The sequence below is a fragment of the Pseudonocardia hydrocarbonoxydans genome, assembly GCF_006539565.1.
Classification (GTDB): Bacteria; Actinomycetota; Actinomycetes; order Mycobacteriales; family Pseudonocardiaceae; genus Pseudonocardia; species Pseudonocardia hydrocarbonoxydans.
On sequence record NZ_BJNG01000026.1, the window covers coordinates 42,242 to 67,862 of the forward strand.

The 25,621-nt window shown below is 72.3% G+C and carries 34 protein-coding genes; 1 reads left to right on the forward strand and 33 read right to left on the reverse strand.

The window, feature by feature from the left end:
• Nucleotides 1-50 precede the first annotated feature (50 nt).
• From PHY01_RS16190 to PHY01_RS16235, 14 genes are all read right to left on the reverse strand, one after another.
• The gene (locus PHY01_RS16190) at nucleotides 51-377 is read right to left on the reverse strand and encodes a hypothetical protein (protein WP_141279576.1); all 327 of its coding nucleotides are present in this window, start codon (nucleotides 375-377) and stop codon (nucleotides 51-53) included.
• Nucleotides 378-405: 28 nt separating this feature from the next.
• Nucleotides 406-816: a hypothetical protein gene (locus PHY01_RS26530; protein ID WP_170183836.1), complete on the reverse strand. Its 411-nt coding sequence runs from the start codon at nucleotides 814-816 to the stop codon at nucleotides 406-408.
• 5 nt (nucleotides 817-821) lie between these two features.
• On the reverse strand, nucleotides 822-1,220 hold the full coding sequence (locus PHY01_RS26535; RefSeq protein WP_170183837.1) for a hypothetical protein: 399 nt from the start codon (nucleotides 1,218-1,220) through the stop codon (nucleotides 822-824).
• Nucleotides 1,217-1,840, reverse strand: coding sequence for a head-tail connector protein (locus PHY01_RS16200; protein ID WP_141279580.1), 624 nt, complete (start codon nucleotides 1,838-1,840; stop codon nucleotides 1,217-1,219). Before PHY01_RS16200 ends, PHY01_RS26535 begins: the two co-directional genes overlap by 4 nt.
• 11 nt (nucleotides 1,841-1,851) lie before the next feature.
• A complete protein-coding gene (locus tag PHY01_RS16205; RefSeq protein ID WP_141279582.1) occupies nucleotides 1,852-2,184 on the reverse strand; it encodes a hypothetical protein in 333 nt (110 codons plus the stop codon).
• Between the two features lies 1 nt (nucleotide 2,185).
• Nucleotides 2,186-3,487, reverse strand: a complete 1,302-nt coding sequence (locus PHY01_RS16210; protein ID WP_141279584.1) for a phage major capsid protein — start codon at nucleotides 3,485-3,487, stop codon at nucleotides 2,186-2,188.
• 170 nt (nucleotides 3,488-3,657) lie between these two features.
• Nucleotides 3,658-4,428: a DUF305 domain-containing protein gene (locus tag PHY01_RS16215; protein WP_141279586.1), complete on the reverse strand. Its 771-nt coding sequence runs from the start codon at nucleotides 4,426-4,428 to the stop codon at nucleotides 3,658-3,660.
• Nucleotides 4,425-5,201 carry a peptidoglycan recognition protein family protein gene (locus tag PHY01_RS16220; RefSeq protein ID WP_246085943.1) on the reverse strand — a complete coding sequence of 259 codons (777 nt, stop codon included), beginning with the start codon at nucleotides 5,199-5,201 and terminating at the stop codon, nucleotides 4,425-4,427. The genes PHY01_RS16215 and PHY01_RS16220 overlap by 4 nt, the downstream gene beginning before the upstream one ends.
• A complete protein-coding gene (locus PHY01_RS26540) occupies nucleotides 5,198-5,344 on the reverse strand; it encodes a hypothetical protein (RefSeq protein WP_170183838.1) in 147 nt (48 codons plus the stop codon). The genes PHY01_RS16220 and PHY01_RS26540 overlap by 4 nt, the downstream gene beginning before the upstream one ends.
• Nucleotides 5,341-6,531: a phage portal protein gene (locus tag PHY01_RS16225; RefSeq protein ID WP_246085952.1), complete on the reverse strand. Its 1,191-nt coding sequence runs from the start codon at nucleotides 6,529-6,531 to the stop codon at nucleotides 5,341-5,343. The genes PHY01_RS26540 and PHY01_RS16225 overlap by 4 nt, the downstream gene beginning before the upstream one ends.
• Before the next feature lie 169 nt (nucleotides 6,532-6,700).
• Nucleotides 6,701-8,170, reverse strand: coding sequence for a terminase large subunit domain-containing protein (locus PHY01_RS16230; protein WP_141279590.1), 1,470 nt, complete (start codon nucleotides 8,168-8,170; stop codon nucleotides 6,701-6,703).
• The gene (locus PHY01_RS26545) at nucleotides 8,170-8,313 is read right to left on the reverse strand and encodes a hypothetical protein (RefSeq protein WP_170183839.1); all 144 of its coding nucleotides are present in this window, start codon (nucleotides 8,311-8,313) and stop codon (nucleotides 8,170-8,172) included. The genes PHY01_RS16230 and PHY01_RS26545 overlap by 1 nt, the downstream gene beginning before the upstream one ends.
• A complete protein-coding gene (locus tag PHY01_RS28370; RefSeq protein ID WP_440590670.1) occupies nucleotides 8,310-8,609 on the reverse strand; it encodes a terminase small subunit in 300 nt (99 codons plus the stop codon). Before PHY01_RS28370 ends, PHY01_RS26545 begins: the two co-directional genes overlap by 4 nt.
• 1,491 nt (nucleotides 8,610-10,100) lie before the next feature.
• Nucleotides 10,101-10,325: a hypothetical protein gene (locus PHY01_RS16235; RefSeq protein WP_170183840.1), complete on the reverse strand. Its 225-nt coding sequence runs from the start codon at nucleotides 10,323-10,325 to the stop codon at nucleotides 10,101-10,103.
• Between the two features lie 171 nt (nucleotides 10,326-10,496).
• Here PHY01_RS16235 and PHY01_RS16240 point away from each other — a divergent pair, with 171 nt between their 5' ends.
• Nucleotides 10,497-10,835, forward strand: coding sequence for a hypothetical protein (locus PHY01_RS16240; protein WP_141279594.1), 339 nt, complete (start codon nucleotides 10,497-10,499; stop codon nucleotides 10,833-10,835).
• A gap of 27 nt (nucleotides 10,836-10,862) precedes the next feature.
• On the opposite strand, the gene PHY01_RS16245 is transcribed toward PHY01_RS16240, so the two are convergent.
• From PHY01_RS16245 to PHY01_RS16330, 19 genes are all read right to left on the reverse strand, one after another.
• Nucleotides 10,863-11,378, reverse strand: coding sequence for a hypothetical protein (locus PHY01_RS16245; protein ID WP_141279596.1), 516 nt, complete (start codon nucleotides 11,376-11,378; stop codon nucleotides 10,863-10,865).
• A gap of 487 nt (nucleotides 11,379-11,865) precedes the next feature.
• On the reverse strand, nucleotides 11,866-12,018 hold the full coding sequence (locus tag PHY01_RS26550) for a hypothetical protein (RefSeq protein WP_170183841.1): 153 nt from the start codon (nucleotides 12,016-12,018) through the stop codon (nucleotides 11,866-11,868).
• 272 nt (nucleotides 12,019-12,290) lie between these two features.
• Nucleotides 12,291-12,509 (reverse strand): hypothetical protein, encoded by a 219-nt coding sequence (locus PHY01_RS16250; RefSeq protein WP_141279598.1) that lies wholly within the window; start codon nucleotides 12,507-12,509, stop codon nucleotides 12,291-12,293.
• Nucleotides 12,510-12,620: 111 nt separating this feature from the next.
• Complete coding sequence (locus tag PHY01_RS16255) at nucleotides 12,621-14,252, reverse strand: recombinase family protein (RefSeq protein ID WP_141279600.1); 1,632 nt, start codon at nucleotides 14,250-14,252, stop codon at nucleotides 12,621-12,623.
• Between the two features lie 8 nt (nucleotides 14,253-14,260).
• Nucleotides 14,261-14,614 carry a YraN family protein gene (locus tag PHY01_RS16260; RefSeq protein WP_141279602.1) on the reverse strand — a complete coding sequence of 118 codons (354 nt, stop codon included), beginning with the start codon at nucleotides 14,612-14,614 and terminating at the stop codon, nucleotides 14,261-14,263.
• A gap of 85 nt (nucleotides 14,615-14,699) precedes the next feature.
• Complete coding sequence (locus PHY01_RS16265) at nucleotides 14,700-15,023, reverse strand: DUF2469 domain-containing protein (protein WP_141279604.1); 324 nt, start codon at nucleotides 15,021-15,023, stop codon at nucleotides 14,700-14,702.
• Entirely contained in the window at nucleotides 15,020-15,793 is a 774-nt protein-coding gene (locus PHY01_RS16270) for a ribonuclease HII (protein ID WP_246085944.1), read from the reverse strand. Before PHY01_RS16270 ends, PHY01_RS16265 begins: the two co-directional genes overlap by 4 nt.
• Before the next feature lie 19 nt (nucleotides 15,794-15,812).
• Nucleotides 15,813-17,096 carry a signal peptidase I gene (lepB, locus tag PHY01_RS16275; RefSeq protein ID WP_373865361.1) on the reverse strand — a complete coding sequence of 428 codons (1,284 nt, stop codon included), beginning with the start codon at nucleotides 17,094-17,096 and terminating at the stop codon, nucleotides 15,813-15,815.
• A 279-nt stretch (nucleotides 17,097-17,375) separates the two neighbouring features.
• Complete coding sequence (gene rplS / locus PHY01_RS16280; protein WP_141279606.1) at nucleotides 17,376-17,735, reverse strand: 50S ribosomal protein L19; 360 nt, start codon at nucleotides 17,733-17,735, stop codon at nucleotides 17,376-17,378.
• 145 nt (nucleotides 17,736-17,880) lie between these two features.
• Entirely contained in the window at nucleotides 17,881-18,621 is a 741-nt protein-coding gene (gene trmD / locus PHY01_RS16285) for a tRNA (guanosine(37)-N1)-methyltransferase TrmD (RefSeq protein ID WP_141279608.1), read from the reverse strand.
• 85 nt (nucleotides 18,622-18,706) lie between these two features.
• Nucleotides 18,707-19,264, reverse strand: coding sequence for a Clp protease N-terminal domain-containing protein (locus PHY01_RS16290; RefSeq protein ID WP_141279610.1), 558 nt, complete (start codon nucleotides 19,262-19,264; stop codon nucleotides 18,707-18,709).
• A 12-nt stretch (nucleotides 19,265-19,276) separates the two neighbouring features.
• Nucleotides 19,277-19,492, reverse strand: coding sequence for a helix-turn-helix domain-containing protein (locus tag PHY01_RS16295; RefSeq protein WP_141279612.1), 216 nt, complete (start codon nucleotides 19,490-19,492; stop codon nucleotides 19,277-19,279).
• Nucleotides 19,493-19,591: 99 nt separating this feature from the next.
• Nucleotides 19,592-20,140: a ribosome maturation factor RimM gene (rimM, locus tag PHY01_RS16300; protein ID WP_141279614.1), complete on the reverse strand. Its 549-nt coding sequence runs from the start codon at nucleotides 20,138-20,140 to the stop codon at nucleotides 19,592-19,594.
• Between the two features lie 4 nt (nucleotides 20,141-20,144).
• Entirely contained in the window at nucleotides 20,145-20,384 is a 240-nt protein-coding gene (locus PHY01_RS16305; protein ID WP_141279615.1) for an RNA-binding protein, read from the reverse strand.
• Nucleotides 20,385-20,457: 73 nt separating this feature from the next.
• The gene (gene rpsP, locus PHY01_RS16310) at nucleotides 20,458-20,925 is read right to left on the reverse strand and encodes a 30S ribosomal protein S16 (RefSeq protein ID WP_141279617.1); all 468 of its coding nucleotides are present in this window, start codon (nucleotides 20,923-20,925) and stop codon (nucleotides 20,458-20,460) included.
• A 144-nt stretch (nucleotides 20,926-21,069) separates the two neighbouring features.
• Nucleotides 21,070-22,386, reverse strand: coding sequence for a CPBP family intramembrane glutamic endopeptidase (locus PHY01_RS27140; protein ID WP_218030188.1), 1,317 nt, complete (start codon nucleotides 22,384-22,386; stop codon nucleotides 21,070-21,072).
• A 30-nt stretch (nucleotides 22,387-22,416) separates the two neighbouring features.
• Nucleotides 22,417-23,484 carry an amidohydrolase family protein gene (locus PHY01_RS16320; RefSeq protein ID WP_440590671.1) on the reverse strand — a complete coding sequence of 356 codons (1,068 nt, stop codon included), beginning with the start codon at nucleotides 23,482-23,484 and terminating at the stop codon, nucleotides 22,417-22,419.
• Between the two features lie 2 nt (nucleotides 23,485-23,486).
• On the reverse strand, nucleotides 23,487-25,007 hold the full coding sequence (gene ffh, locus PHY01_RS16325) for a signal recognition particle protein (protein WP_141279621.1): 1,521 nt from the start codon (nucleotides 25,005-25,007) through the stop codon (nucleotides 23,487-23,489).
• Between the two features lie 54 nt (nucleotides 25,008-25,061).
• The gene (locus PHY01_RS16330) at nucleotides 25,062-25,616 is read right to left on the reverse strand and encodes an AAA family ATPase (RefSeq protein WP_246085945.1); all 555 of its coding nucleotides are present in this window, start codon (nucleotides 25,614-25,616) and stop codon (nucleotides 25,062-25,064) included.
• Nucleotides 25,617-25,621: the final 5 nt, after the last annotated feature.

The window sequence follows — 25,621 nt, forward strand, 5'->3', positions numbered from 1 at the left end:
CGGTCATCCCCAGCTCGGTCGCCAGGAAGAACGTGAACTCGCGGTCGGGGTCAGCCTGGAAACCGCGCGACCGCCTCCTTCGCCGACGCCTCCTCCAGCCCGGACAGACGCATGATCGCCTTCGTGACCGGCTCCAACTCGCCCGCTGCGGACGCTTCCTGCCACTGCCCCACCTCGGCCTCGGTCAGGCGCGGGGAGACCAGCGCGGACGACAGCAGGCGGCGCTCCATCTCGTCCACGGGCAGAGACTTCCCGCGGATCGCCAGCACCTCGGCGCGAGACAGCGACCGGATGCGGACCGTCCCGAGATCGGGGATGTCGTGGTCCTCCTCGGGCAGGCGGGGGGCGAACAAGGCGGCCTTGTCGATGGTGGGCACCGAATGCTCCTCGGCTCGTCGGGGCTGGTCAGGAGGTGACGGTGTCGGCGATGTCGTCGGACAGCTGCAACTCGCACGACCACATCACCATGTCGGCGACGGCGGACGACTCCTCGTAGCCGGTGACGAGTACCTGCACGGTCGCGGTCGGTCGCCCGGCGCCGGTGCTGCCCTCGGGCTGGTACACCAGCGGTACCGCGGCGGCGCCGACCAGTGGGCGCAGCACCGCGCCGGGCCCGTTGACCGCGGTCGAGTCGTAGATCCCGGAGATCGACGCGGTGCCGTCCTTCAGCCCGGGCGCGTACACCTTCGAGTTCTTCCCGAACGTGGTGACGTCGTGGGTGTCGGCGGTGCGGCCGAACGTCACCGAGTTGGAGAAGGTGCCCAGGGGCTTGGCGTTGACCGAGACGGCCACACCCTTGCTGTGTACGAACGGCATTGCGATCAGCTCCCGATGATGTCGACGGAGAAGGTGGTGGCGAGGTACTCGGTGCCCGCGACGGAGACGACCCCGAACTGGCAGGTGGTGACCCGCGCGGAGTGGTAGGCAGCGGTGGTGAACGACTCCACCGCTGCCTTGACCGAGCGTGGCCCGGCCCCGGCGGCGTAGTCGGCGAGCAGGGTGAGGGAGCTGCGGGCGTCGACCCGGCCTACGCACACCCGCAGCTCCGCGGTGATCTGGTCGGCGCCGCGGCCCATCGCGGCGTCGTAGGTGATGGCGTCGGGCCACTCCGGCCACGCTGCCGGGGGCACCAGCCGATCCGGCGGGTAGGCGGTGACCCGCAGGCCGGGGATGACCTCGACCGCGGCGGCGAGCGCGGCCATCACGTCGTCGACCCTCACGCGAACCCCCACCGGTGGTGACGACGGTAGGGGGCCAGCGCCACGGCCACGTCGGGGTCGACGCGGGCGAGCAGACGCAGCTCCGACCCGGCCTCGGGCGATCCGGCGATGCCGTACGGCGAGTCCCTCCGCGACAGCAACCGCGACGTCTGCAAGAGACACGCCTGCCGGATGGCGTCGGGCACGGTCGTCCAGCCCCACCGGGCGGTAACCCGGACCCCGGCGTCCCGGTCGGTGATCGCGACACCAGCCGGGGCGGCCAGTACCAGCGCCGTCCACGGCCACCCCGACGGGGCGGCGTTCACCGGGCGCAGGGCGTAGCCCGGGATCGCGGTGGCGTAGCCACCGTCCCCCGCCGCGTCGTAGCCGATCACGAGCCCCGACTCGGTCATCAGGTCGTCGATCTCGACCACCCACCGGTCGTGGACCGGGTCGCGCCGGGCGGTGTAGATCCGCGGGGCGGGCGCGTCAAGGAGTCCGAACTGCCGGTGGGTGTGGTCGTCGATGATCCGCGAGGCGGCGGCCACGGCGAGGTTGAGCTCCGCGTCGTCGAGAGCGTCGGCGACGCGGACGTACGCCTTCGCCTCGGCGAGGGAGACGTAGGACGGGACCCAAGCCATGGCCGCCGTCCCTACGGCGCGATCGCCACGGCGAACGTGACGCTCGTCGTGGCCGACCATGCGACGTCGGCGAGACCGTCGACGGCCTGATAGGTCGCGGCGGGCACCGGGACCAGCCGGTCGGCCCCGGCCGGGACAGCGACGACACGCGAGCCGCCGCCGACCGACATACCGTCGACGGTCGCGGTCACCGTGAGGGTGACGCTGACCGACGAGGCGCCGCCGTTGCGGACGTGGAGGAAGGTGCGGGGTCCGGGGGTGAACCGGTCCCCACCGGCGGCGGCGGCGCTGTAGGTCAGCGCCGCCCCGGTCAGCGGGAGCGTCTGCGTGCCGACGATCGCCATGTCAGCTGGCCGCCGTCACGACGAAACGCTTCACGGACTTCCCGGACTGCCGCACGATGACCGCGCTATAGGCCCAGATGCCCAGCACGACCGACTCCGGCCCGACGACCTCTTCGAACCGGAAACGGGTCACGTTGGACTCGAACAGCAGCGTGTCCGACGCCCGCAGGGCCAGCACCGACTCCGGGTAGGCGGTGCCCGACCCGATGCCGTCGGTGGCGATGACCCCCAGCTCGTCGAGCTGCCCGGCCATCGCGACGCTGCCGACACCGACGACGTTCATCGGTCCGGCGGTGGAGGCGGGGATCAGCGGCCGGCCAGTGCTGTCCTTGAGCTTCTTGAACTTGCCCCACCGGTTGACCGTCATCGCCAGCAGGTCCGCCGGGCGCTTGCGGGCGTTCCACACCGCTAGGGAGGTGTCCACCACGGCGTCGTAGGCGGGCACGGCGGGCAGGGTGCCGTTGAACGCGGCCTCCGTGGCGAACGTGGTGATGGCCGCACCGGCGGCGGTGATCAGGGCCGCGCCGACCTTCCGCTCGATCTGGTCGTTGTACACCGACAGCAGGTCGCCGTAGATGAGCTGGTCGATCGCCGGGGACGCCATGTCGATCATCTGGCGGGACACGATCTGCTTGCCCGCGGTGGGGCGCGGGGTGACGGTGTCGACGTCGGAGTCCCACACGTCGGTGCCCACGACCGGGTTGTTCTCCGCGGCCTGCTCGGCGACCACGGTATCGGTGCCGACGGTCTGCTTGGGCAGGGTGATCGGGCGGGGGTCGTCGCCGAGGGGGATGTTGCGGACCGCGTTCGCCAGCGAGCGGCCCTGCCGGGCCAGCAGCTCGAACTCGTCGGTCAGCCACCGCGGCGGGACCACGCCGGGGCCGTTCGTGCCCGTGGACAGGGCACGGGTGTGCTCGGTGAGGCGCCGTCCGGCGTCCTCGTCGCCCTGCGCGCGGGACCGGTACAGGTCGGCGAAGAACGAGTGCCGTCCGCCGTCGGTCTCGGAGCGGTAGTGGCCGGGGTCCCGGTCGCGGGTGGTGGTGCCCGACACGGCCCGGGTCTCGGTGGGCTCGGCGAGGTCGGCGGCCATCGAGGCCACCGCGGCGTGCCGGTTGTGGATCTCGGTGAGGTCGGTGATCTCGGCGGCGAGGGCCTGCGCCTGCTCACCCTGCGAGCGGACCGACGTCAGCTCGGCCTCAGTGAGGTCGCGGCCCTCGGTGGCGGCGCGGATCTGGATGGCCTCGATGCCCTGCCGGAGCGTGTCGTAGTCGGCGCGGCGGCGGACGAGGTAGGGGTTCGTCACGGGGACTCCCGGTCAACGGAGGGGTGGGGGCTTCTCCGCGAGCGGCCGGGGTGTCGTCCACCGCTGGTCAGGGGGGCGGCATCGTGTGAGCGGCCGGGGTGCTGACCAGCGACGCCGGGGGGTCGGCATCGCACTTCAGACATGGATCATACCAGATCCATGTCCTGAAGCTATGAGACGAGCGGCAGCAGCGGCAGCCCCCGCAGGATGCGCGCGGCCTGCACCGACCGCATCCCCATCGCGTCGTCGGGCGCCGGGGCGCCGCCGGTGTCGGCGAGCCAGCCGCGCATCATCTCCACCTCGGCGGCCTGCCCGGTGACGATCCGGTCGGCCAGCGCCATCACCTGCGGTGACGACGGCGACCCGGCCAGGTAGTCGCGGGCCATGTCCAGCGCCGACCCGTGGTGGGCGATCATCGCCCGCAGGAACGCGGTGTCCGCGTCGGACAGGCCGGTGTCGGCGGCGCGGACCGAGGACACCAGGGCGTGCTCGCCGTAGGCGCCTTCCAGCACCACCGCCAACTCCCGCAGGTCCGCGGTCACCCGCTCGATCGTGCCGTCGGCCAGGCGCCGGTTCTGCCGCGCCCGAAACCCGATCGACACGCTTTCCAGGGCCCCGTCACGCAGCAGCGCCAGAGTCTCGTCCCCGGCGACCGTGGGCGAGACCCGGGCCTCGAAGTACAGCCCGGCCTCGTCGTCGCGCAGCGCGGTCAGCCGCCCGATCAGCGCCCCGCCCATGCTCAGGTGCTCCCGGGTGAACGGCACCCGGTGCGCGGCCCGGATCGCGGCATTGAACGCGCCCCGGCGGAACTGCTCGGTGAGCGTGGAGTCGATCCGCTGCGGCCGTCCGTAGGGCACCGCGACACCGGTCACGGTGCGGCCGTCACCGGCAGATCGCACCTCCAGCTCGGGCGAGAACGCGCGCGTGATGAGCTGGTTCATCGGAGCTCCCCGACGCTCAGGCGGGCCTCGATCGCGTCGAGCCGGGCCAGGATCTGCTCCAGCGCGTAGCCGACGTCCACCCGGCGGGCGACGGCGCGGTCGGTGATGTCCGGCCCGGACAGCGCCGGGGGTGCCGCGGCGGGGTCGACACCGATCCCGGCGGCGAGCTGGTCGCGGGCGAAACCGAGATCTTCGCGCGAGGCGCGGGAGGCGAGCAGGGCACGGTCGGCGTCGGTGAACATGTCGTCCTCCGGGGTGATGGGGAGCGTGGCGAGTCGGTTGATCGCCGGGACGGTGTCCCAGCCGTAGCGGCCGGGACAGGCGGTGCGGGCGCCGGGGGCGTCGCGATGCCCGCCGTTGAGGAACGCGCGCCGCCACCACCCGGCGGTGGCGCCGTGGCGCAGCAGCTCGGCCACGGCGACGATCTGCGCCTCGGTGGGCCGGTTGCGCTCGTAGTCCCCGACGAGGCAGATCGCGCGGGCGAACGAGTTCCGCCCGGCGGTGTGCGCGCCCCGACGGTCGACGGCGTGGCCCTCGAACACCCGCCCCGACGGGCACACCGCGAAGGTGTAGGAGATCCCGCCCCCGAACCGGTCCTGCCCGATCCGCTCCAGCACCCGCACCGCGGCGGTGTCCTGCTCGAACGACGCGGCGATCGGCGGGGCCGAGGTGACCGAGTGGTGCAGCCACACCTCGGATGCGGGTAGCGGGGCGGCGGCGAAACCGGCGGCGTAGCGGGCACCCCAGGTGTTGCGACCGTAGATGGTGATCACGGGGTGTCCTTGGGGTCGGCCAGGCCGCGGTGGGTGGCCCAGTGCGGATCGCACAGCCCGCGCACGCGCCCGGTGCGGGGACAGCCGGGGACATTGCAGGTCGGGAGGGGCGCGGGCCGGGCCTTCGGGGTGGTCGTGCTCATGACGGGTCTCCGTCCTGGTCGGGCTGCTCGTCGTCGGTTGGGTCCGGCGCAGCGGGCGCGGGGGCGGGGGAGCGCGCAGCCCGCTGCGCCGGAGTCATCGGGGGCAGGTCCTCCAGGGCGCGGACCTCGTCGACGTCGAGCCACCCGGCCCGCAGCGCGATCTCGTGGGCCTGGTACCGGTCGCGGGTAGTGGCCCGCAGCAGCCCGTCGACGTTCGCCTTCGCCCACGTCCCGCGCGGCAGCAGCGCTGAGAGTCCCTGCTCAAACCGGGCGAGATGCCCGCCGAGGGAGAACCGCACCAGGTTCGTGGTGTCCTCGGTGATGTTGGAGTAGACCCGGCTCGACTGCGCCGCACCGAGCCAGCTCGGGTCGAGGTTGAAGATCAGCGCGATCTCGTGGAGGGCGAACTTGCGGGCGTCGAGAAGCTGGGTCTGTGTCGGGTCCCACGACAGCGGCACGAACTCCGACGTCGCATTGAGCACCGCCACCGTGCGCTCCCGCTGCGAGCGCAGCCACCCGGCCTTGATGTCGAGCAGGTCTTCTCGCGTGGCATCAGCATTGGTCGTCTTCAACAAGCCCGTGGGCACCCCGTGGTCGGTCAGCGAAGACGCCTGTCGCCCCTGCTCGTGCGCGAGTTCGATCGTGCGCAGGTGATGCTCGACGACGGCCATCCCGCGCAGCGATCCCGGGGCGCAGGGACCCTTCACGTGCAGCACGTCCCCGACACCGAACGTGCGGTCGCCGATGCGGTACTCCAACCCGGCCGGGCGGCGGCGCACCCCGACCGACGTCGCCGGAACCGGTATCAGCGCGGTCGGCCACCCCTCGACGTTGCGGGCCGCGACCACCGCTACCGCGTTGCCCTGCAACAGCAGGTCCAGGAACAGGCTTGACCACGTCTCTACCCTCGTCTCCGGCGGGGACGGCCGGTCCAGCAGCGGCGGGGTCGGCGCCAGCCGCTCCACGGGCTGACCGGCCCGATCCCGGTAGGCGTGCCAGGGCAGCGACCCGAGCGTGTCGGAGATCAGCATCGCGGCCCGCCAGACACCCGGCACGCCGAGCGCACCCCGGTAGGCGGTGCCGATGACGCCGGAGCCGTCGACCCGGACCCCGTCGATCACGGCGTAGTCGGTGATGACGCGCTGCTCGATCGGCGCGCGCCCGGCGAGCAGGCGACCCAGCCCCATCACGCGCCGCCCCTCGACTGCTGCGCCTCAGCAAGAGCACACCAGCCGGTCAAGACGACTCCGCCGACGACAAGCGCCCAAGCCACACCGAACAGCAGCGCCAGTCCCGCGACGAGCGCGACCAACCCGGCCACTTGGCCGAGTACCGGCAGCGACACCCTCACCCCTCCTAAACGATCATCGGCCGAGGCAGCGGGCGCTCCACCGGCAAAGTCCGCGCCACATGAGCAGCGCCTGCGGCGGCGTAGAGCGCGTCAACGTGGCCCACACACCGCCGGGTGAAGCGCCAGCTGTCGCCCTGGTGCAGCTTGGAAGCTCCTGCGACGTGCGCGTCGAGCAGCGGGTCACCGGGATGCAGCACGCGTCGAGCCACGACCAAGTCGGCAAACTCCTGGCACGCCTCGGCTACCTCGGAGCCCTTGACCTCCACCGCACCCAGACCACGCAGCTCCGGGCCCAGCGCCCCCGCCGGGCCGGACGGGAACCACGCCAGCGCGGCGGGGGCGATCTGCTCCACCAGACCCGCGTCGGTCAGGCCGCCCTCCGACTCGTCGGGGTCGCGCAGCACGTCACGCACACCGAACAGCTCCCGGCGGGCGGCGGCGGTACTCGACCAGGCACCGATGATCTCGACCCGAACTCGTCCATCGGGGAGCACCGCCGCGCCCGCGAGTGTGACGTGATGGCCGTCAGGGCTGACGTCGAGGCACAGGATCACGCGGTCCCGAACATGGGCGAGGGAACCCGCGGGGTCGGCGCACGCCTTCCACGCATCGGCCCCGATCGCTCCATCCAGCTCGTCTACGTCCTGGTTAAGCACCTCGGCGCGGAAGACGTTGGGCGGGTCAGTACCGAGCGCAGTGCGGATCGCCGCCTCCGACACCGTCCGGCCCAGCCCTGGATTGCTCGCAGCCCACGCTCTGACGTCATCAAGATCGCAACCCGGGACAGCAGACCACTCGGCGTAGAAGATCGACGGGTCACGCCCAGACCGACCGGCCTCCTGGAGGTGCCGCAGCACCACCGACTGGTTGTCTCCCGCCGTCGAGATCGCCCACGTCTGCGCTCGCGGCCGGGCCATGGTCGTCTTGGAGAGCGCCGACCACGCCGCCCAGTCCCGCTGCTCGCGGATCTCGTCCATACACAGGTGATCCACAGACAAGCCCCGACCCGCAGATCGATTGGCCGCACTGATCTTGTAGCGCCCGCCGCCCGAGAGCGTGAACGACTCGTCGCCGTTGACACGACGCACCGTCTCCAACTCGGCCGTCAGGTCGGGCACCGCCTTGATTGTGTCCACGCACGCCGACCACATCTCCCGCGCGATGCTCACGTCCTGCGCGACTCCAAGGACGAGCCGCACGCCCTCGACGTAGAGCCGATACAGCGACAGGACCCGCAGGAAATGCGACTTCCCGCTCTGGCGGGCACACGTCGCGAGGGCCACCCGGAACCGGTACGAGCCGTCCCGATTCAGCTCCATCGCGTGGATCGCGAGCCACCGCTGCCACGGGAGTAGCGGCTCACCGAGGACGGCCTCGGCAAAGTCCGCCACCTCGTAGCCACGTGATGTCGAGCGCGTCAGCCGCCCAGCAGGCTCGGTAAAGATCCGAGGCTCCGTCGAGCCGAGTAGCGTCATCAGCCACCACCCGGCGGGGCCTTGGTGTCGTCGCTCGGCACCTGCCGATCCCGCAACTCGATGGCCCAGCCCAGCAGGATCGCGGCGAGCACCGCGATGACGACCCACAGAGCGGCAAGCGCAGCGACCCACGCCGGACTCACGACACGCCTCGCAGACGAGACAACGCGGTGCCCGCAGCGGTAGCCGGCCTCCCCACCTGCGCACGCGCACGCGGGGTCGCGCCCAGCTCCACCAGCACCGCGAGGAGCCGCCCAGAAAGGCGCTCCAGCACCGCAGCCGCCGACTCGGGCGGTGCGGAGTCAATCGCCGCCGCTAAGCGCTCAGCGAGCTTTACAGCGGCTGTATCGACGGCCTCGACGTTCAGCTCTCGGACAGTCGCAGCAACTGCCGGGGACAGCAGGGCGTCAGCCGAGCAGAGTCGGGCACGTCCCGGCATTAGCCCCGTCCTCCCACAGTCCAATGGTAAAGAAATAGAACCATACGAATGGCCTCTTCCGAGGATTCGGTCCCCTTGGAGGCGACTTCAGGGAGGGAGAATCAGGGCAGCGGGTGACGGCGACTGCTCAGCTCGTGGGAAAAATGGGCAGTCATACCCGGGATATCACGCCTGCAATACCTCGTCATGCCATGACGGCAGGACGCCCCGGCCCACCAGGGAGGGAGAATCAGGGCAGCGGGTGGTATCTGGATGTAGAGCCAGCGATGCGTCCTTACAGCCATCCCGGCCGACGCGGTGCTGGGTCAAACCGCCGGGGATCTCCAACCCGGCCGTTGCACGGCTGACAGGCAGCGACAAGCACCGCGGGATCGTCGCCTGCCACCTCACGAGCGACGGTGTGGTGCACCTGAGTGGCGACGTGCGTGCAGCAGTCGAGCTGCAGCTGGCAGCGGTACTGGTCCCGGGCCAGCACCTGCGATCGGACTCGGCGCCACGCAGGCGTGCTGCCCTTCGCCCAGGACCGGCTCACCAGTCAGTCCTCGACGGTCACAACGGATGTCGGGAAGTTGTCCGCCCCTGCACACCACGCTGCCAAGGCAGTGAAGAACCATTTGGTGTCATTCTCAGTAATGGGACGCGCACCTGCCGCCACCCGGCCACGATGAGAATTAGTGCGATGCGAGACGGGCTCTAGGTGATCCGGATTAGTGCAGTGTCTTACCCGACAGTGATGATCAAGCGGGATCGCGCGACCGTCACTGTCACGGGGCTCGGCACCATGACGTACCGCATAAGCCCAGCGATGCGCGCGCCACGCCCGGCCGCCAGAAGGCGTGAACGACGCGCATCCATTGATGTCAAGCGGGCCTGTCCACAGCTGACATGACTCATAGCCAGGGGTCACGCGCTCAGCGAAGCGATCAGCGGCGGACCGCCCCACTGGCCGCACCACGCCAATATCGGCGCGTGCACGAGCAGCCTCGTAGCAGCGCGCACACAGACCCTGCGCATGATGGCGACCCGAGCAACCCGGCGACTTGCACGGCTTACGCGGCGCATGCTGCTTGTAGCAAGAATGGCAATATCCTCGTGCGTGCACCTTACGGCCGCACCCGGTCACACACACCTGCCCCGGCAAGCGACGCATGTTGGTGCGGGTCACCGGAGCCCACCAGCGCGATACCGAAGTGCGGTAACGCCCAGGATGACCGAACACATCGCTGCTGCCCCGGCTGCCAGCATGCCGAACACGGCGAGGTTGCTCCACACGAATACGGCCATGGCGAGCACGAACAGCGTCGCCAGCGCCCAGTCTCGAAAAGTGAAATCTACAAACATGTGAGACCTAATCTCTGCTGATCGCTCCGATCAGCACATCGGAGCGATCACCACAAACGAGGTCACCGCAGAACCCGGACCGGTGCTGCGCCCCGAGCTCTCGCCACCATTTTAGGCCGGAAATGGGGGCGGGAGCGTAACGAATGGGGATCAGGTCGGCGGATCCACGTCGAGTTCTACACGCATCGCTTTCGCGAGAGCATCAAGTGCCTGCTCAATGCGATCGACGGTGCCATCCTGCAGCTTCCAGTCTTGCAGCTCACTAGTCAGCAGGAAGAACTGGAAGATCAGGTTCATGGACTCCCACTGGTCGCGCACCGGCTTCGACGAAATGATGCGAACCTTGTTGCCGATCCGTGCCCACTCCTGCAGCACGACTCCGGGTACCTCAGCACCTATGGCATGCAGTGCCGCATACATCTCTGCATCGGTGCGCGGCGGGTTCGGACGGTGAGCCAGAGAGTGAGCGGCCTGTAGGGCACTCCGGAACCACTCCGACGGGCTCTGCTCCCGGGCGCGGGACAGCAGGCCCGGCTGGAGCGCTCCGTGGACCTCGCCGCCATCGCCACCGCCTCGCCGTTCGCCGCTGCACTGTGCGCGGTGCTCTACCGGTGGCTGCACCTGCGCCTGGTCCGCCACGCCTACGATCGCGGCGGCGTCGACCACGCGGTCAAGGTTGCCCTCGCGCTCAAGGGCAAGGCGTCGGACGAGCCCGACGACCCGGATGAGGACGAGCCGGACGGGCCCCCGGACGCGCCGGTGCCGAAGGATGAGGACGAGCTGGAGCAACGGCAGCTGCCCGCACCGCCGCGAGCCCGGGATGTCACGCGCCAGCGCACCAGGCGAAAGCGCGGAGGTCGCGCGCGGGCCCCGGCACAGCCGTGAGCGAGGCCCGGCGCTTCCCCGGCGGAACTACTCCAGGTCCCTGGCGAACGCCGCCGCCAGCTCGGGGTCGACGCCCTCCACCGAGAACAGGTCCGGGAGCATCTCGCGGAACATGCGCTCCTGCTCGGCGAACGCTGCGCGGCGCGCCGCCTTCTGCTCCTCCGGGGACGGAGCCGCCGCCCGGGCCGCCGCACGAGCGGCCTCCTCCTCGGCGAGCAGCGCGGCCAGCCGCTCCCGGCGCAACCGCTCCTTGACCACCGAGTGGTACTCGAACACCCGGAGCATGGTGACCGCCGTGATCGTCATCCACTGGTCCTCAGGCCCGAACTTCGCCCGGGCCTCGAACTTCTCCAGCTCCAGGCGGGCGTCGATGCCGCGCGGGAACCGGAACGCCACGATCGCGCGCTCCATCTCGGTGTAGAGGTTGCCGCAGAAGCCCTCCTGGCAGACCGGCACGGAGTACCCGTCGCCGTCGGTCAACCCGGACTGCCACGCCATGTCCCGCACGCTGGCGATCAGGTGCAGCCCCGCTCCGCACGTCACCCGGCCGCACCCGCCCCGGTCGACGTTGCAGCGCGCCCACGCCCCCGGCATGCCCGACGTGGTCAGGCCGGTGTCGACCCGGAGCCGACGGCCCCCGAACCGGGTACGGCCCCGACAGCTGGGGTTCTTGCAGTTCACCGAGGCGGGCGTGGACGGCAACCCGACATGGGTCAGCAAACCATCTTCAGACACAACTCACACCAGTTCTATCAGGAGGAAAGGATCGACCGCTGGGTGCACAGGAAGGTGGACCCTCCCCCCGGGTTCGGTAGCTACTCCGAACTGCACCCGGGGGGACTTCGCGATCCACGTCTCCTGACGCACCTCCGGTTTACCCGAAACCGTTCCGCCTTTCAAGGCGACGAAGAAACTCGCTGCTTCTGGATTCGAGCAGCCGGTGCCCGGAACGCGAAGCGCCCCCGTCCGGAGGGATCGGGGAGGACCCGGACGGGGGCGGTGCGGCTTAGCGTCGAGTGAGCGGACCCTGCTAAGCGGAGAGGATCTGCGCCAGAACTCGGTCGAGGTACCCGGAGGGAAGCAGCTCGACGTCGCGCAGATCCTCGAAGTGGAGGTAGATCTCTTCCACGAGGATCTCGGTGAGCTTCGTGAAGAACTCGTCGGCGGTCCGGGCGGCATCCATGTGCTCTGCACCTTTCGTGTGGGAGCCGAGGTCCGGACGGTCCTACCCGCTCGCGCGGTCTTCCGCTCTAACTGGTTCTCTACCTAGAGAAGAACAGCTCTGTTTCCATCCCCGACCATACACGATTTTTGAAGATCAAGAAAGCCCGGAACCGCGCTGAACGGATTCATCGTTACGAAACCGAGACGAAACCGACTCCACCCGAAACCCGGGCCGCTTTGCGGCCGGGCAACCCGGGAACGGCTTTCCGGAGCGCGGGTCGTTAGGTCGGGTCAACGACACAGCCCGGCCATCCTCACGATCTCGTCGAGCCGGGTCTGCTGCTCGTCATCGAGGGGTGGGCGCTGCGCGCCGAGCGCCTCGGTCATGGCCGACAGCCACCGCTCGGCGTTCCACTTCTCGCGCAACACCCGGGTGATCTCGTGATCCGGTCCGTACTTGCGACTGGCTGCGCCGAGCCGGGCCCGCACAACCCGGGCCTCGTCGGTCATGGGGCGCTTCGTACTCACAACTAGTTCCTTCGGGATTGTGAGCGCTTCGCGCTCCTCACCTGCAACTTAACCACGTTGAAGCCTCAAGCAACAAGCGAAGTCCGGGCAGAATCACGAAACTGACAGATTCGTGAATGACATCGCCGTCTCGGCGGGCCACTCCACCCTCACCCGCTCCCCGGAAGACGCCCTGCGGACGACCACCCGCTCCCCCGGGTCCCGGCGCAGACCCTTCTCGATGGTGACCTCGACGAACATCCGGATCAGCGCCCGGCGCACGCCGAGGTCCAGACCGACGAACCGCTCGGCCACTCCCGCCGCCCGGGCGTCGGCCTCCTCGTCGGAGACCTCGACCAGGTCGGTCGCTACCGAGGATAGAAGCTGCGCCGGGAGGACCCGCTGGGAGATGCGGCCCCGTTCGGCCCTGAGCGCCGCTTCCTGCTCGGCCAGCCCGGACAGCGCGGGGCCCGCCGACGAGGCCGTCAGGGACCGCTGAGCCACCAGGAGGGCCAGGTCTGCGCGGGCAGCCTCCACCCGGGCCAGCTCCGCGTCGATCGCGACGATCCGGGCCCCGTCCTCGGGGTCGGGAGACAGCGCCTCCAGGTCGCACTCCAGGGCCGCCCGGACCACAGCCTCCAGAACCGCCTCCTCCACGGGCTCCGCCCGGATGGTCGAGAAGCACCCGCCTGCGGTGGAGGAGGACGCGCAGCGGAAGGCGTCGACCCGGCCCACCTTGCGCTGCGGGTCCAGCCCACGAGGTCCGGGCTGGGTGGTCGAGCGCATCACCGAGCCGCACTCGCACCGGATCAACCCGGACAACGGGGAGTTCCGCACCGGGCGGTGCCCGTTCGTCCGCCGGGCGGGGTCGTTGAGCACGGCGCGCACCTGGTCGAGCTTCTCCACGCTGATGATCGCGGGCCACTGCGCCTCCACGCCGCGCAGCTCCTCGCCGTCGCAGATCGGAATCCCCGCGACCCGGGCCGACACGAGCAACGACTTCAACCGGCTCGGGGCCCGGCGCCACGTACCGCCGTAGGGCCGGGTGAACCCTGCCTCGTCCCACGAGCGGCAGATCTCGTACAGCGATGCTCCGGCGAGCACCCGCTCAACGGCATCGCGGATCGCGTCGGCCTCCCGGGGCTCGACCTCGATGCGCAGCTCCGGGGTGCCGTTCTTCTTGAGCGCACCGGTCTCCATCCGGCGGAAGCCGAACATCGCCCGGCCCCCGTTCGCTCCCCCGGCCTCGGCGTTGCGGCGGTGCGCCCGCTTCACGCGCCGAGCCGTGTCCCGGCTGGACTTATTCGCCATCGCCACGAGCACCCGGGCCATCGTGACGTCGCCGTCGGAGCGCAGATTCAGCGAGCCGGTCACGGAGCGGGTCTCGATTCCGTGGTGCTCGACCAGCTCGACCAGATCCTCCAGATCCCGAGGATCACGGACCATTCGATCCAAGTCATGAACGAGGATGGCATCGAACGCACCCGCACGAGCACCGGCGAGCAGATCGGCGAACACGGGCCGCACGACCCGGTACCGCACCTCGCCGTCAACGACCACCTTACGCTTCTTGTAGGCGGACACGTCGTTCTCGACAAACGGCTCGCCGACCACGACCCATCCGACGTCCTCGCGCACGGCCAGCTTCTGGCAGTCGGAAACCTGATCAGTGACGCCGAGTTCCGATCCAGTCGGGTCTGCCGAGATCCGGGCGTAGATCGCGGCACGCTTTCTGGTGGTTTTCATACCGAGTATTACCCAACCGTGAGGTCATCCGGAGCGCTGGTGCGCTGTTGACCTACGTATGAGACGTCGAAGCGCACCTCGACCCACGGCAGCCCGCGCTGGGCCAGCCAGCGCTGGGCGACGCGGCGGATCCGCCGGGCCTTCGGGCCGGTCACCGCCTCGGCGGGCTCGCCGTACCGGGTGCCGGACCGGGTCTTGACCTCGCAGACCACCAGCCGCGCGCCGTCGGCGTCGGTGGCGACGACGTCGAGCTCACCCTCGCGACATCGCCAGTTCCGGTCCAGGACCACCAGCCCCCGGGACTCCAGGTACCGCACCGCCACGTCCTCGCCGTGACGTCCGAGCTCGTCCTTCGCTGCCATGGGTCCACGATGGGGCCGCACGGGGCCGCCGGCGGGACTTTCGGAGATCTGTGGACGGAGCGGGGTCGATGTGGACAACCCCGGTTCAGGAGCCGAACTGGTCGCTCTCCGGGAGCCGCAGGTCGGGCTTGTCCAGCTCCTCCACGTTGACGTCCTTGAACGTCAGCACCCGCACGTTCTTGACGAAACGGGCCGGGCGGTACATGTCCCACACCCAGGCGTCGGACATGCGGACCTCGAAGTAGACCTCGCCGTCGGCGTTGCGGGCGGCGACGTCGACGGAGTTGGCCAGGTAGAAGCGGCGCTCGGTCTCCACGACGTAGGAGAACTGGGACACGATGTCCCGGTACTCCTTGTAGAGCGTGAGCTCCATCTCGGTCTCGTACTTCTCGAGATCCTCGGCGCTCACAGCTCGCTCTCCTCGCTCACCCCGTCATTGTGGACCAGCACGGCGACGCGGCCCCCGGCAGGGATAGGCGCTGCGCGGGCGCCGCGCGCGGCGGCCCGCACGTTGACGAAGGACCGGCGGTGCACCGCGCTCGGCCCGTGCTCGGCCAGCGCGGCGTCGTGCACCGGCGTGCAGTAGCCCTTGTGCTCGGCGAACCGGTACTGCGGGTGCTCCGCGTCGAGCCCCACCATGATCCGGTCCCGGGTGACCTTCGCGAGCACCGACGCCGCCGCCACGCACGCCGCCACCTGGTCGCCCTTCGGCACGGCCAGCGCGGGGCGGCCGAAGCCGCGCACCGCGAACCCGTCGGTCAGGACGTAGCCGGGCGGCTGCGCGAGCCCGGCGACGGCCCGCCGCATGCCCTCGATGTTGGCGACGTGCACCCCCCGGCGGTCGACCTCCCCCGGCGGGATGACGACGACCGCGTGGTCCAGCGCGCGGCGCCGGATGAGCGCGTAGTACTCCTCGCGGGCGGCCGCGGTGAGCAGCTTGGAGTCGGTCAGCCCGTCGAGCGCGCGGGCGTCGCCGGGCCGCAGGACGCACGCGGCGACGACGAGCGGGCCCGCGCAGGCCCCGCGACCGGCCTCGTCGACCCCGGCGACCGGGCCCAGCCCGTGGCGGTGCAGCGTCGACTGCAGTGTCCAGCTGCCCGCGGAGCGGCGGACGACGGCGCGGTCGGGCCGCAGCCCGGCGGGCAGCAGGACGCGCGGGGCGCGGCGACGAGCGGGCACGGACTCTCCGGTGCGGGGATCAGGGCAGGAAGGGGTCGCCGCGCTCCGCCCGGCGGCGGCGCCACACGGCCAGGGGCAGCGTACCGAGCAGTCCCATGGCCAGCGGCGCGCCCGCGCCGTCGGAGCCGCCCATGCCCACCGCCGTGGTGGTCTGCGGGTCGATCGACTCGATCCAGCCGAAGCGGCCGAAGGGCAGCACGATCAGCCGGGCCTGGCCGATGACGTTCTCGACCGGCACCGCGCCGTGGCCCGCGGCCCGGGAGTCCGACGAGTTGTTGCGGCTGTCGCCCATCATCCACAGGTGCCCCTCGGGCACCGTCACCGCGTCGAACCGCTGCTCGCGCGCGGGCCCGGCCTCGGGCAGGTAGTAGACGTAGGGCTCGTCGAGCGGATCGCCGTCGACGAGCAGGCGGTCGCGGCTGTCGCAGCACTGCACGGTCTGGCCGCCGACGGCGATGACCCGCTTGACGAAGTCCTTCTCGTCGGGGGGCGCGAGCCCGATCAGCGAGCCGAACTGCTGCAGGCCGTTGAGCAGCGCGTTGTCCGACGGGGGCACCGAGAACTCGTCGTTGATCCAGCCGTCGGGGCCGCGGAACACGACGACGTCGCCGGGGGCCGGGTCGCTGAACCGGTAGGTGACCTTGTCGACGAGCACGCGGTCGTTGTTGCAGCCGGTGCAGCCGTGCAACGTGGTCTCCATCGACCCGGACGGGATCACGTAGACCTTCGCCATGAACGTCTGGATGAGGAAGGTGAGCACGAGCGCGACGACGATCAGCAGCGGCAGCTCGCGCCAGAAGTTCTCGCGGCGTCTGCGGCCGGGACGGACCTTCTTCCCACCGCGCGCGGCCGCGGCCTGGGCCTGGTACTCCGAGGCCGGACGGGAGGTGGCCGACACCCCGGCGCGGCGTCGGTGCCGCCCCGGGGACACGGTGGCGGCGGGCGCGGGCGGCGCCTCCGCCGGGCTCTCCGTGTCGCTCGCGGGCTCCGGCGACGGGGTGGCCGCCGGGGCGAGGGACGCCGACAGGTCGTCGTGGACCTCGGTGGGCTCGTCGTCCGCCGGGTCGGGGCGCACGGGCGCGGACGGGCGGGCGCCGCGCACCGGCGGCGGGACGGCCCCGTAGCGGCTCGGTCGGCGGGCCGGCGGGACGCCGTCGGCCCGGGGTGCACCGTTCGCGGGCGGACCGGGCCGACGGGGGGCGGTGGTGCCGTTGGCCTGGCGACCGTCCGCCGGGCCGGCGACGTCACGCAGCGCGCCGTGGGCGCGGCCGTTCTCGCGCACCGGGCCCCCGGCGGGGAGCACGCCGTTGCGGTGCGAGCGCCCGTTCCCGTTCGGTCGACCCGCCTCCGACGGCGGCGCGACGGGCTCGCGCCGACCGGCCGGTCCGAGGGCGTCGCCGGACCAGCCCGCGGACGGGCCGTCGAGCGGGGACGTGGCCGGCTGCCCCCCGGGCGGGGTGCGCACCGCGTGTCGGACCCCGGGTGCACCGGCCGGCGGAAAACGCTGCGGTCGGGCCCGCCGGTCGTCGGGAAGCTCGGGGAGGGCCACGGCCACGAGGCTACGGCAACAGGTCCGGGTCGGTCAGGACGCGGACGTGGTCTCGCGCTTCTCCTTGATCTTCGCGGCCTTGCCGCGCAGGTCACGGAGGTAGTACAGCTTCGCGCGGCGGACGTCGCCGCGAGTGAAGATCTCGATCTTCTCGAGGTTCGGGGAGTGCACCGGGAAGGTGCGCTCCACGCCGACCCCGAAGGAGACCTTGCGGACCGTGAAGGTCTCGCGGGCGCCCGAGCCGTGGCGGCGGATGACGACGCCCTGGAACACCTGGACGCGGGAGCGGGTGCCCTCGATGACCTTCACGTGCACCTTGAGCGTGTCGCCCGGCCGGAAGGCGGGGATGTCGGACCGCAGCAGCTGTGCGTCCAGTGCGTCCAGGGTGTTCATCGCGAAGGTCCGTCCTCGGTTCAGATAGCTCTCGTGCGGGTGCGCGCATCGCCTGTGCGTTCGACGTCCGGCGGGGCGCGGGCAGGCGCCAGCGGGCGCGGCAGCTCGTCCTCCATAGTGCCAGACGCGTCCGGCCGGACCGAATTCACCCGTCCAGATCGGCGAGGAAGGCCCGGTCGGCGCGGTCCAGGGCGTCCTCGGGCAGGGCGTCGAGCAGATCGGGCCGGCGGGCCGCGGTGCGCTCGAGGGCGCGGTCGCGCCGCCAGCGGGCGATGGCGGCGTGGTTGCCGCTGCGCAGGACCTCGGGGACGTCGAGCCCCCGCCAGGACACCGGCCGCGTGTACGCCGGACCCTCCAGCAGACCGTCGGAGAAGGAGTCCTCCTGCGCCGAGACCGGGTTGCCCAGGACGCCCGGCAGCAGCCGCACCACCGCCTCGACCATCACCATGACGGCCACCTCGCCACCGACGAGCACGTAGTCGCCGATGCTCACCTCGTCGACGGGCATGCGCGCCGCGTAGGAGTCGACGACCCGCTGGTCGATCCCCTCGTACCGGCCACAGGCGAACACCAGCCGCTCCTCCCCCGCCCACGCCTGCGCGGTGGCCTGGGTGAACGGCCGCCCGGCCGGGGTGGGCACGACCAGCCGGGCCGGACCGGCCGCGAGCACCGCGTCCAGCGCCTCACCCCACACCTGGGGACGCATCACCATCCCCGGCCCGCCGCCGTAGGGCGAGTCGTCGACGGCCTGGTGGACGTCGTGGGTCCAGTCGCGCAGGTCGTGCACCCCGAGCTCGACGAGACCGGCCTCGATCGCCCGCCCGAGCAGCGCCTCCCGCAGCGGCGCCAGGTACCCGGGGAAGATGGTGACGACGTCGATCCGCACGCGCCGCACCGTACGCGCCGTGCACACGGCACTGCCGCGCTGCACAGGTCACGACGTGTGCACGGCGACAGCGGGATGTGCGCCGTCAGCCCGCGCGCCGCCACCGCACCAACTCCTCGACGATCACGCGCGCGCTGTCCAGGCGGGCGCCGCGGGCGACCAGGATCGTCTGCGCCGGGCCGCCGGAGTTCAGCAGCCCGAGCAGGACGTGCTCGCAGCCGATGTAGCCGTGCCCCATGCGCAGGGCCTCGCGCAGGGCCAGCTCCAGCACCTTCTTCGCCCCGCGGTCGAAGGGGATGTGCCCGGCGGACCAGCGCCGCGCCCGGCCCCGCGCGCGGTCCAGCGCGCCCTCCCCGAAGGTGTCCTCGACCTGCCGGCGGACCTCGTCGAGGTCGATCCCCAGCGTGGCCAGCGCCTGCGCGTCGGCCGGGCCGAGCCCGTCGCGCAGCCCGTCGAGGTCGGCGCGCACCCCCTCGGCGTCGACGGAGTGCGCCTCCAGCACCGTCAGCGCCAGGTTGTCCGGCACCCGGTACAGCGCGGCGAGCAGGTGCTCCGCCCGGATGGCGTCGGCCCGCCGGTCGCGGGCCTCCTCCTGGGCCAGCACGACGACCCGCCTGGCCTTGTCGGTGAACCGTTCGAACATCGTCGTCCCCTCTCAGAACCCGAACCGGCGGTACTTCTTGTGGACGGCCTGACGGCTCACCCGCAGCACGTCGGCGATCTGCTGCCAGGACCAGCCCTGGTCCCGCGCGTTGGTGACCTGCAGCTCCTCCAGCGACTCCAGCAGCCCCCGCAGGGAGGCCACCGCCGCCAGGCCGACGGCCGGGTCCCGGCTGGACGCCGCCGCGGCGACCTTCGTGGCATCACTCATGCCGTCAACCTACGTTGACACGGCGGGCAGTGTCAATCCACGTTGACAACGACAGCGGTTCGCACACATCTCCGGGCACGACGGCCCGTGTGCGGGGGATCAGTCGGCGTCGAGCAGGCCGTCGGGAGGGGTGAGGACCATGCGGCCGCCCTCGAGGTCGACGGTCGGGACGATGGCGCGCACGAACGGCACCAGGACGTCCGGTCCCCCACCGGCGCGGGTGAGCACGAGCAGGTCACCGGCCGGGCCGTGCATGACCTCGCGGACGGTGCCGACGACCGTGCCGTCCTCGAGCTCGGTGCGCAGACCCTCGAGCTGGTGGTCGTGGAACTCGTCGGGGTCCTCGGGCGGCGCGAGCGCGGAGGTGTGCACGAGCAGGCGGGTGCCGCGCAGCGGCTCGGCCGCGGTGCGGTCGGGGGTCTCGACGAAGCGGACGAGCAGCTTCCCGGAGTGCCGGCGGACGGACTCGACGGTCAGCGTGGTGTCGGGCGCCCCGGCGCGGCGCCCCAGCAGGACGGCGCCGGGGGCGAAGCGCTCGTCGGGCGAGTCGGTGCGGACCTCCACACCGAGCTCGCCGTGCAGGCCGTGCGCCCGCACCACGACGCCGACGAGCAGTTCTCCCGCTCGCCCGCGGACCGGTGCGGGCACGGGCTCAGCGGTCGGTGTCGACGACGTCGACGCGCACGCCGCGCCCGCCGATGCCACCGACGACGGTGCGCAGCGCGGTGGCCGTGCGGCCACCCCGGCCGATGACCTTGCCCAGGTCCTCCGGGTGGACCCGCACCTCGAGGGTGCGGCCCCGGCGGCTGGTGACGAGGTCGACCTGCACCTCGTCGGGGTGATCGACGATCCCCCGGACGAGGTGCTCCAGCGCGTCGGCCAGGACGGTCACGAGTCCTCCTCGCTCACGCTCGTCGGCCTCGCGGCCGACGGTGCTGTGCTCCACTGTGAGCTCGCAAGCTCGCTCACGCCTCGGCCGGGGCCTCGGCAGCGGCCTCGTCGGCCGCGGGGGCCTCGGCGGCGGCGTCGTCGGCCTTCGGACGGCGATCGGCCTTCTTCTTGGCCGTGGTGGCCTCGGTGGTCGGCTCCTCGTTCGCGGCGGCCAGAGCCGCGTTGAAGCGGGCGAGCTTGTCGACCTTCTCCGGCTGCGGCTTGAGGGTGCCCTCGGCGCCCGGCAGGCCCTTGAACTTCTGCCAGTCGCCGGTGATCTTCAGCAGGTGCTCGACCGGCTCGGTGGGCTGCGCGCCCACACCCAGCCAGTACTGCGCGCGCTCGGAGTCGACCTCGATGAGGCTCGGGTCGTTCTTCGGGTGGTACTTGCCGATCGTCTCGATCGCCCGGCCGCTGCGGCGGTTGCGGGCGTCGGCGACGACGATGCGGTAGTACGGCTGACGGATCTTGCCCAGACGCATCAGCTTGATCTTGACGGCCACGCTGTTGACTGCTCCCTGATTCGGTACTGCGGCGATGAGGCCGCGCTGCTCGCGTGGGGTTACGGGCTGCGCGTCGCTCGAACGTGTGTGGCCGCGGCAGGTAGAGGGCCGGCCGCGGGGCCGACACGCCATTGTGCCAGACGCCTACAGGGCGGGGAACGCGCCCGTCAGCATGAGGTAGAGGCCGATGCCCGGGAGCAGGTTGTTGACCTGGTGCGCGATCACCGGAGCCAGCAGGCCGTCGCTGTACACGCGGGCCAGGCCGAGCGGCAGCGCGACGACCAGCAGCAGCAGCGCGCGCGGCCACTCGAAGTGCGCCAGCGCGAAGATGACGGTGGTGACGGCGAACGCGAGCCAGCGGTTGGCCCCCAGGCGCGTCAGCCCGCCCCAGAGCAGGCCCCGGTAGAGGATCTCCTCGCACAGCGGCGCGACCAGCACCACGATCACGACGATGAGCAGCGCCGTCGCCGGGGCCGCGGTGACCCCGCCGAAGACGTCGCCGACCGCCGACGACGCGTCCTCCCCCACCACCGACACGTACACCAGCGACGCCGGGATCGTCAGGAACAGCCCGCCGAAGCCGAAGGCGAGGCCGAGGCCGACGTCCCGGGCGGTCGGGCTCAGCTGCAGGTCGACGACCGGCCCGTTGCCCCGCACCCACGTGACCAGCAGGCCGGTCAGCGCCGCGGCGACCGTGGGTACCCCCAGCGCGGCGGCGAGCGCCCCGGCCGTGACCGGGTCCTGCCCGATGAGCGCCAGCCCCATCAGCGCCGAGACGCCGAGGAACACCGCCTCGGCCACGAGGTAGGCGCCCAGCCCCCAGCGGTGCGGCGGGCGGGGGGCCGGCGGGGCCACGACGTCCGGGACCGCCGCACCCGGGCCTGCGGCACCCGCGACGGCCGCCCCCGGGAACACGGGGCGCGCCGCGGGCGGTGGCGCGCCCGCGGGCGTCACCACCGGGATGCGGTCGGTGACCTCGCCGGGACCCTCACCCGGCGGGCGCCCGGACCCGGCCGGCAGGCGCAGCGCCGGATCGGTGACCTCCGACGGGCCGGCCGCGAGCCCGGCCGGCAGGCGCAGGGCCGGGTCCGTGACCTCGCCGGCCGGGCCGGCCGCCCCGGGCGAGCGTTCCGGCGCCGAGATGGGGATCCCCATCGGCGGGGTCGCGGTGTCGGTGGGGACGGGCGCGTCGAACCAGGACGGGGCCTGCCCCACCGGCTCGACGGCCGCGGCGGCGACGGGGGGACCCGCGGCGACGGCGGAGGCCGCGGCGACGGGGGGCGCAGCGACTACGGGGGGCGCGGCGGCGCGACCGGTGACCGAGCCCGCGCGCGAGCGGCGCCACAGCAGGCCCGCGGCGACGACCGCGACCACCCCCAGCACGAGCAACGCCCAGGGGCGGCGCCCCGCCCCGGCGGACCCGGCGGGCCGCCCACCCCCGCTGACTCGCCCGGATCGCACGATCATGACGTTACCGGGCGGCGGGTGCGTTCAGGCCGCGACCACCCGGCCCCGCAGCATGACCAGCGCGGGGGTGTCGAGGGCGGCCAGGTCGGAGCGCGGGTCGGTGCGGTAGACCACCAGGTCGGCGGGCAGGCCGGGGTGCGGGGCGGGGCGGCCCAGCCAGGCGCGGGCGTTCCAGCTCGCGGCCCCCAGGGCGTCGGTGTGCCCCGCGGCGGCCAGCGCGCGGATCTCGTCGGCGATGCGGCCGTGGGCGATGCCGCCGCCCGCGTCGGTGCCGGCGAACACCGGCACCCCCGCCTCGACGGCCCGGCGCACGACGTCGTGGGCGCCGGCGTGCAGCTCGCGCATGTGCGCGGCGTAGGTCGGGTAGCGCGAGGCCGAGTCGGCGATCGCCGGGAAGGTGTCGACGTTGATCAGGGTGGGCACCAGCGCGGTGCCGCGCTGCGCCATCTGCGCGATCAGGTCGTCGGTGAGCCCGGTGCCGTGCTCGATGCAGTCGATGCCCGCGCCGATCAGGCCGGGCAGGGCGTCGGTGCCGAAGACGTGCGCGGTGACCCGGGCCCCCGCGGCGTGGGCGGCGTCGATCGCGGCACGCAGCACGTCGTCGGGCCACAGGGGGGCGAGGTCGCCGACGCCGCGGTCGATCCAGTCGCCCACCAGCTTGACCCAGCCGTCGCCGACCGCCGCCTGCTCGGCCACCAGGTCGGGCAGCAGGGCGGGGTCGTCCGCGTCGATCGCCAGGCCGGGGATGTAGCGCTTGGGCCGGGCCAGGTGCCGGCCCGCGCGGATGATCTCGGGCAGGTCGTCGCGGGCCTGCAGCGCCGAGGTGTCGACGGGCGAGCCGCAGTCGCGCAGCAGCAGCGCCCCGGCGTCGCGGTCGCGGCGGGCCTGGGCGTCGGCCTCCTCCAGGTCGACCGGGCCGTCCGGGCCCAGGCCGACGTGGCAGTGCGCGTCGACGAGACCGGGCACGATCCACCCGCCGTCGACGAGCGTCTCGGCGCCCGCGATCGGCTCCTCGACCAGGATGCCGTCGCCGTCGACGAACAGCTCGACGGTGTCCTCGCCCGGCAACAGCACGCCCCGCAGGCGGTACACCGTCAGCGCCCCTTCGGGAAGCGGAGCTTGCTCGGGTCGAAGCCGGGCGGCAGCTGGTCGAGGCCGGGCGGCATCTGCTGGAGCGTGGGCGGCAGGCCGGACAGGTCGGGGATGCCCCCGCCGGCGCGCGAGGGCGTCGGGCGGCCCTTGCCCTTCTTGTTCTTCCGCTTGCTCGCCAGCTTCTTGGTGGCGCTGCGCTGCCCGCCGCCGAAGCCGAACTGCCCGGCCATCTGCTTCATCACCTTGCGGGCCTCGAAGAAGCGGTTGACGAGGTCGTTGACGTCGCCGACGGTCACGCCGGACCCGTTGGCGATGCGCAGCCGCCGCGACCCGTTGATGATCTTCGGGTCGGCCCGCTCGGCCGGGGTCATGCCGCGGATGATGGCCTGCAGCTTGTCGAGGTGCCGGTCGTCGACCTGGGACAGCGCGTCCTTCATCTGCCCGGAGTTGGCGCCGGGGAGCATCCCGAGGATGTTGCCGATCGGCCCCATCTTGCGGATGGCCATCATCTGCTCGAGGAAGTCCTCCAGCGACAGCTCGCCGCTGGCGATCTTCGCGGCGGCCTTCTCCGACTGCTCCTGGTCGAAGGCGCCCTCGGCCTGCTCGATCAGCGTCAGCAGGTCGCCCATCCCGAGGATGCGGCTGGCCATCCGGTCGGGGTGGAAGACGTCGAAGTTCTCGAGCTTCTCGCCGTCGGAGGCGAACAGGATCGGCTGGCCGGTGACCTCGCGGACGCTCAGCGCGGCACCGCCGCGGGCGTCGCCGTCGAGCTTGGTGAGCACCACGCCGGTGAACCCGACGCCGTCGCGGAACGCCTCGGCCGTGGCGACCGCGTCCTGGCCGATCATCGCGTCGACGACGAACAGGACCTCATCGGGCCGTACCGCCTCGCGGATGTCGGAGGCCTGGCGCATCAGCTCCTCGTCGACGCCGAGGCGGCCCGCGGTGTCGACGACGACGATGTCGTGCTGCTTCTCCCTGGCGAAGGCGATGCCGCGGCGGGCGACGTCGACCGGGTCGCCCACCCCGTTGCCGGGTTCGGGCGCGAACGTGGTGGCACCGGCCCGCTCGCCGACGATCTGCAGCTGGGTGACCGCGTTCGGGCGCTGCAGGTCGCAGGCCACCAGCAGCGGGGTGTGCCCCTGGCCCTTCAGCCAGAGCGCGAGCTTGCCGGCCAGCGTGGTCTTGCCGGAGCCCTGCAGGCCGGCGAGCATGATCACCGTCGGCGGCTCCTTGGAGAACCGCAGCCGCCGCGTCTCGCCGCCCAGAACGCCGACGAGCTCCTCATTGACGATCTTGACGACCTGCTGGGCCGGGTTCAGCGCCCCGGAGACCTCGGCGCCCTTGGCCCGCTCCTTGGTGCGCGCGACGAACCCGCGCACCACCGGCAGCGCGACGTCGGCCTCCAGCAGCGCGATGCGGATCTCGCGCGCGGTGGCGTCGATGTCGGCGTCGGAGAGACGGCCCTTGCCACGGAGGTTCGCCAGCGTGCCGGAGAGGCGCTCGGAGAGGGTGTCGAACACCCGGCCGAGACTACTGGGGCGGGCGCGGGGCCCGCAGGGCGCACGTGCGGGGCGCTACGGGGCGTCGAGCACCAGCCCGGCGCGGGCCCGGTTGCGGTCGAGCACGGTGACCTCGTGCCAGCCCGGCGGGACGTGCCCGGCGAGCAGGTCGGCGGTGGTGGCGGCGGCCCGCGCGGCGTGCCCGGCGAAGGAGCCCTCGCCGACGACGCGCCCGCGCACCCGCTGGCCCAGGCGGGCCTGCTCGGGGTCGACGTGCAGCCACACCAGGTGCGCGCGGCGCCCGGTGAGCGCGGCGAGGCGGGCCACCGCGGCCCGGGTGCGCGGACCGGTGGCCGGCAGGTGCACCACCACGACCTCGGTGCGCGAGCACGCCGCCCGCAGCACCGCGCACCGGTGCGCGGTGTGGACCAGCCAGCGGTAGGCGCCGTAGCGGGTGCGGGGCAGGGCCCGGCGCAGCCGGGCGCGGTGGACGTCGGAGTCGAGCACGGCGACGCGCGGGTCCGGCGCCAGGCCCGCGAGCAGCGTCGACTTGCCCGCTCCCGGCATCCCGCCGACCAGCACCAACGCCCGCCCCGGCACCGCCAGCCGCACACCCGTGTCCCCGCTCACGCGGG

What these genes read in the sequence shown, in the direction of transcription:
- PHY01_RS16255 (WP_141279600.1), bottom strand. Translation starts at nt 14,252, where the DNA reads ATGAAAACCACCAGAAAGCGTGCCGCGATCTACGCCCGGATCTCGGCA.
- PHY01_RS16260 (WP_141279602.1), bottom strand. Translation starts at nt 14,614, where the DNA reads ATGGCAGCGAAGGACGAGCTCGGACGTCACGGCGAGGACGTGGCGGTG.
- PHY01_RS26540 (WP_170183838.1), bottom strand. Translation starts at nt 5,344, where the DNA reads ATGAGCACGACCACCCCGAAGGCCCGGCCCGCGCCCCTCCCGACCTGC.
- PHY01_RS16250 (WP_141279598.1), bottom strand. Translation starts at nt 12,509, where the DNA reads ATGACCGACGAGGCCCGGGTTGTGCGGGCCCGGCTCGGCGCAGCCAGT.
- PHY01_RS16295 (WP_141279612.1), bottom strand. Translation starts at nt 19,492, where the DNA reads ATGAGTGATGCCACGAAGGTCGCCGCGGCGGCGTCCAGCCGGGACCCG.
- PHY01_RS26550 (WP_170183841.1), bottom strand. Translation starts at nt 12,018, where the DNA reads ATGGATGCCGCCCGGACCGCCGACGAGTTCTTCACGAAGCTCACCGAG.
- PHY01_RS28370 (WP_440590670.1), bottom strand. Translation starts at nt 8,609, where the DNA reads ATGCCGGGACGTGCCCGACTCTGCTCGGCTGACGCCCTGCTGTCCCCG.
- PHY01_RS16215 (WP_141279586.1), bottom strand. Translation starts at nt 4,428, where the DNA reads ATGAACCAGCTCATCACGCGCGCGTTCTCGCCCGAGCTGGAGGTGCGA.
- PHY01_RS16225 (WP_246085952.1), bottom strand. Translation starts at nt 6,531, where the DNA reads ATGGGGCTGGGTCGCCTGCTCGCCGGGCGCGCGCCGATCGAGCAGCGC.
- PHY01_RS16205 (WP_141279582.1), bottom strand. Translation starts at nt 2,184, where the DNA reads ATGGCGATCGTCGGCACGCAGACGCTCCCGCTGACCGGGGCGGCGCTG.
- PHY01_RS16230 (WP_141279590.1), bottom strand. Translation starts at nt 8,170, where the DNA reads ATGACGCTACTCGGCTCGACGGAGCCTCGGATCTTTACCGAGCCTGCT.
- PHY01_RS26530 (WP_170183836.1), bottom strand. Translation starts at nt 816, where the DNA reads ATGCCGTTCGTACACAGCAAGGGTGTGGCCGTCTCGGTCAACGCCAAG.
- PHY01_RS16290 (WP_141279610.1), bottom strand. Translation starts at nt 19,264, where the DNA reads ATGTTCGAACGGTTCACCGACAAGGCCAGGCGGGTCGTCGTGCTGGCC.
- PHY01_RS16200 (WP_141279580.1), bottom strand. Translation starts at nt 1,840, where the DNA reads ATGGCTTGGGTCCCGTCCTACGTCTCCCTCGCCGAGGCGAAGGCGTAC.
- rplS (WP_141279606.1), bottom strand. Translation starts at nt 17,735, where the DNA reads ATGAACACCCTGGACGCACTGGACGCACAGCTGCTGCGGTCCGACATC.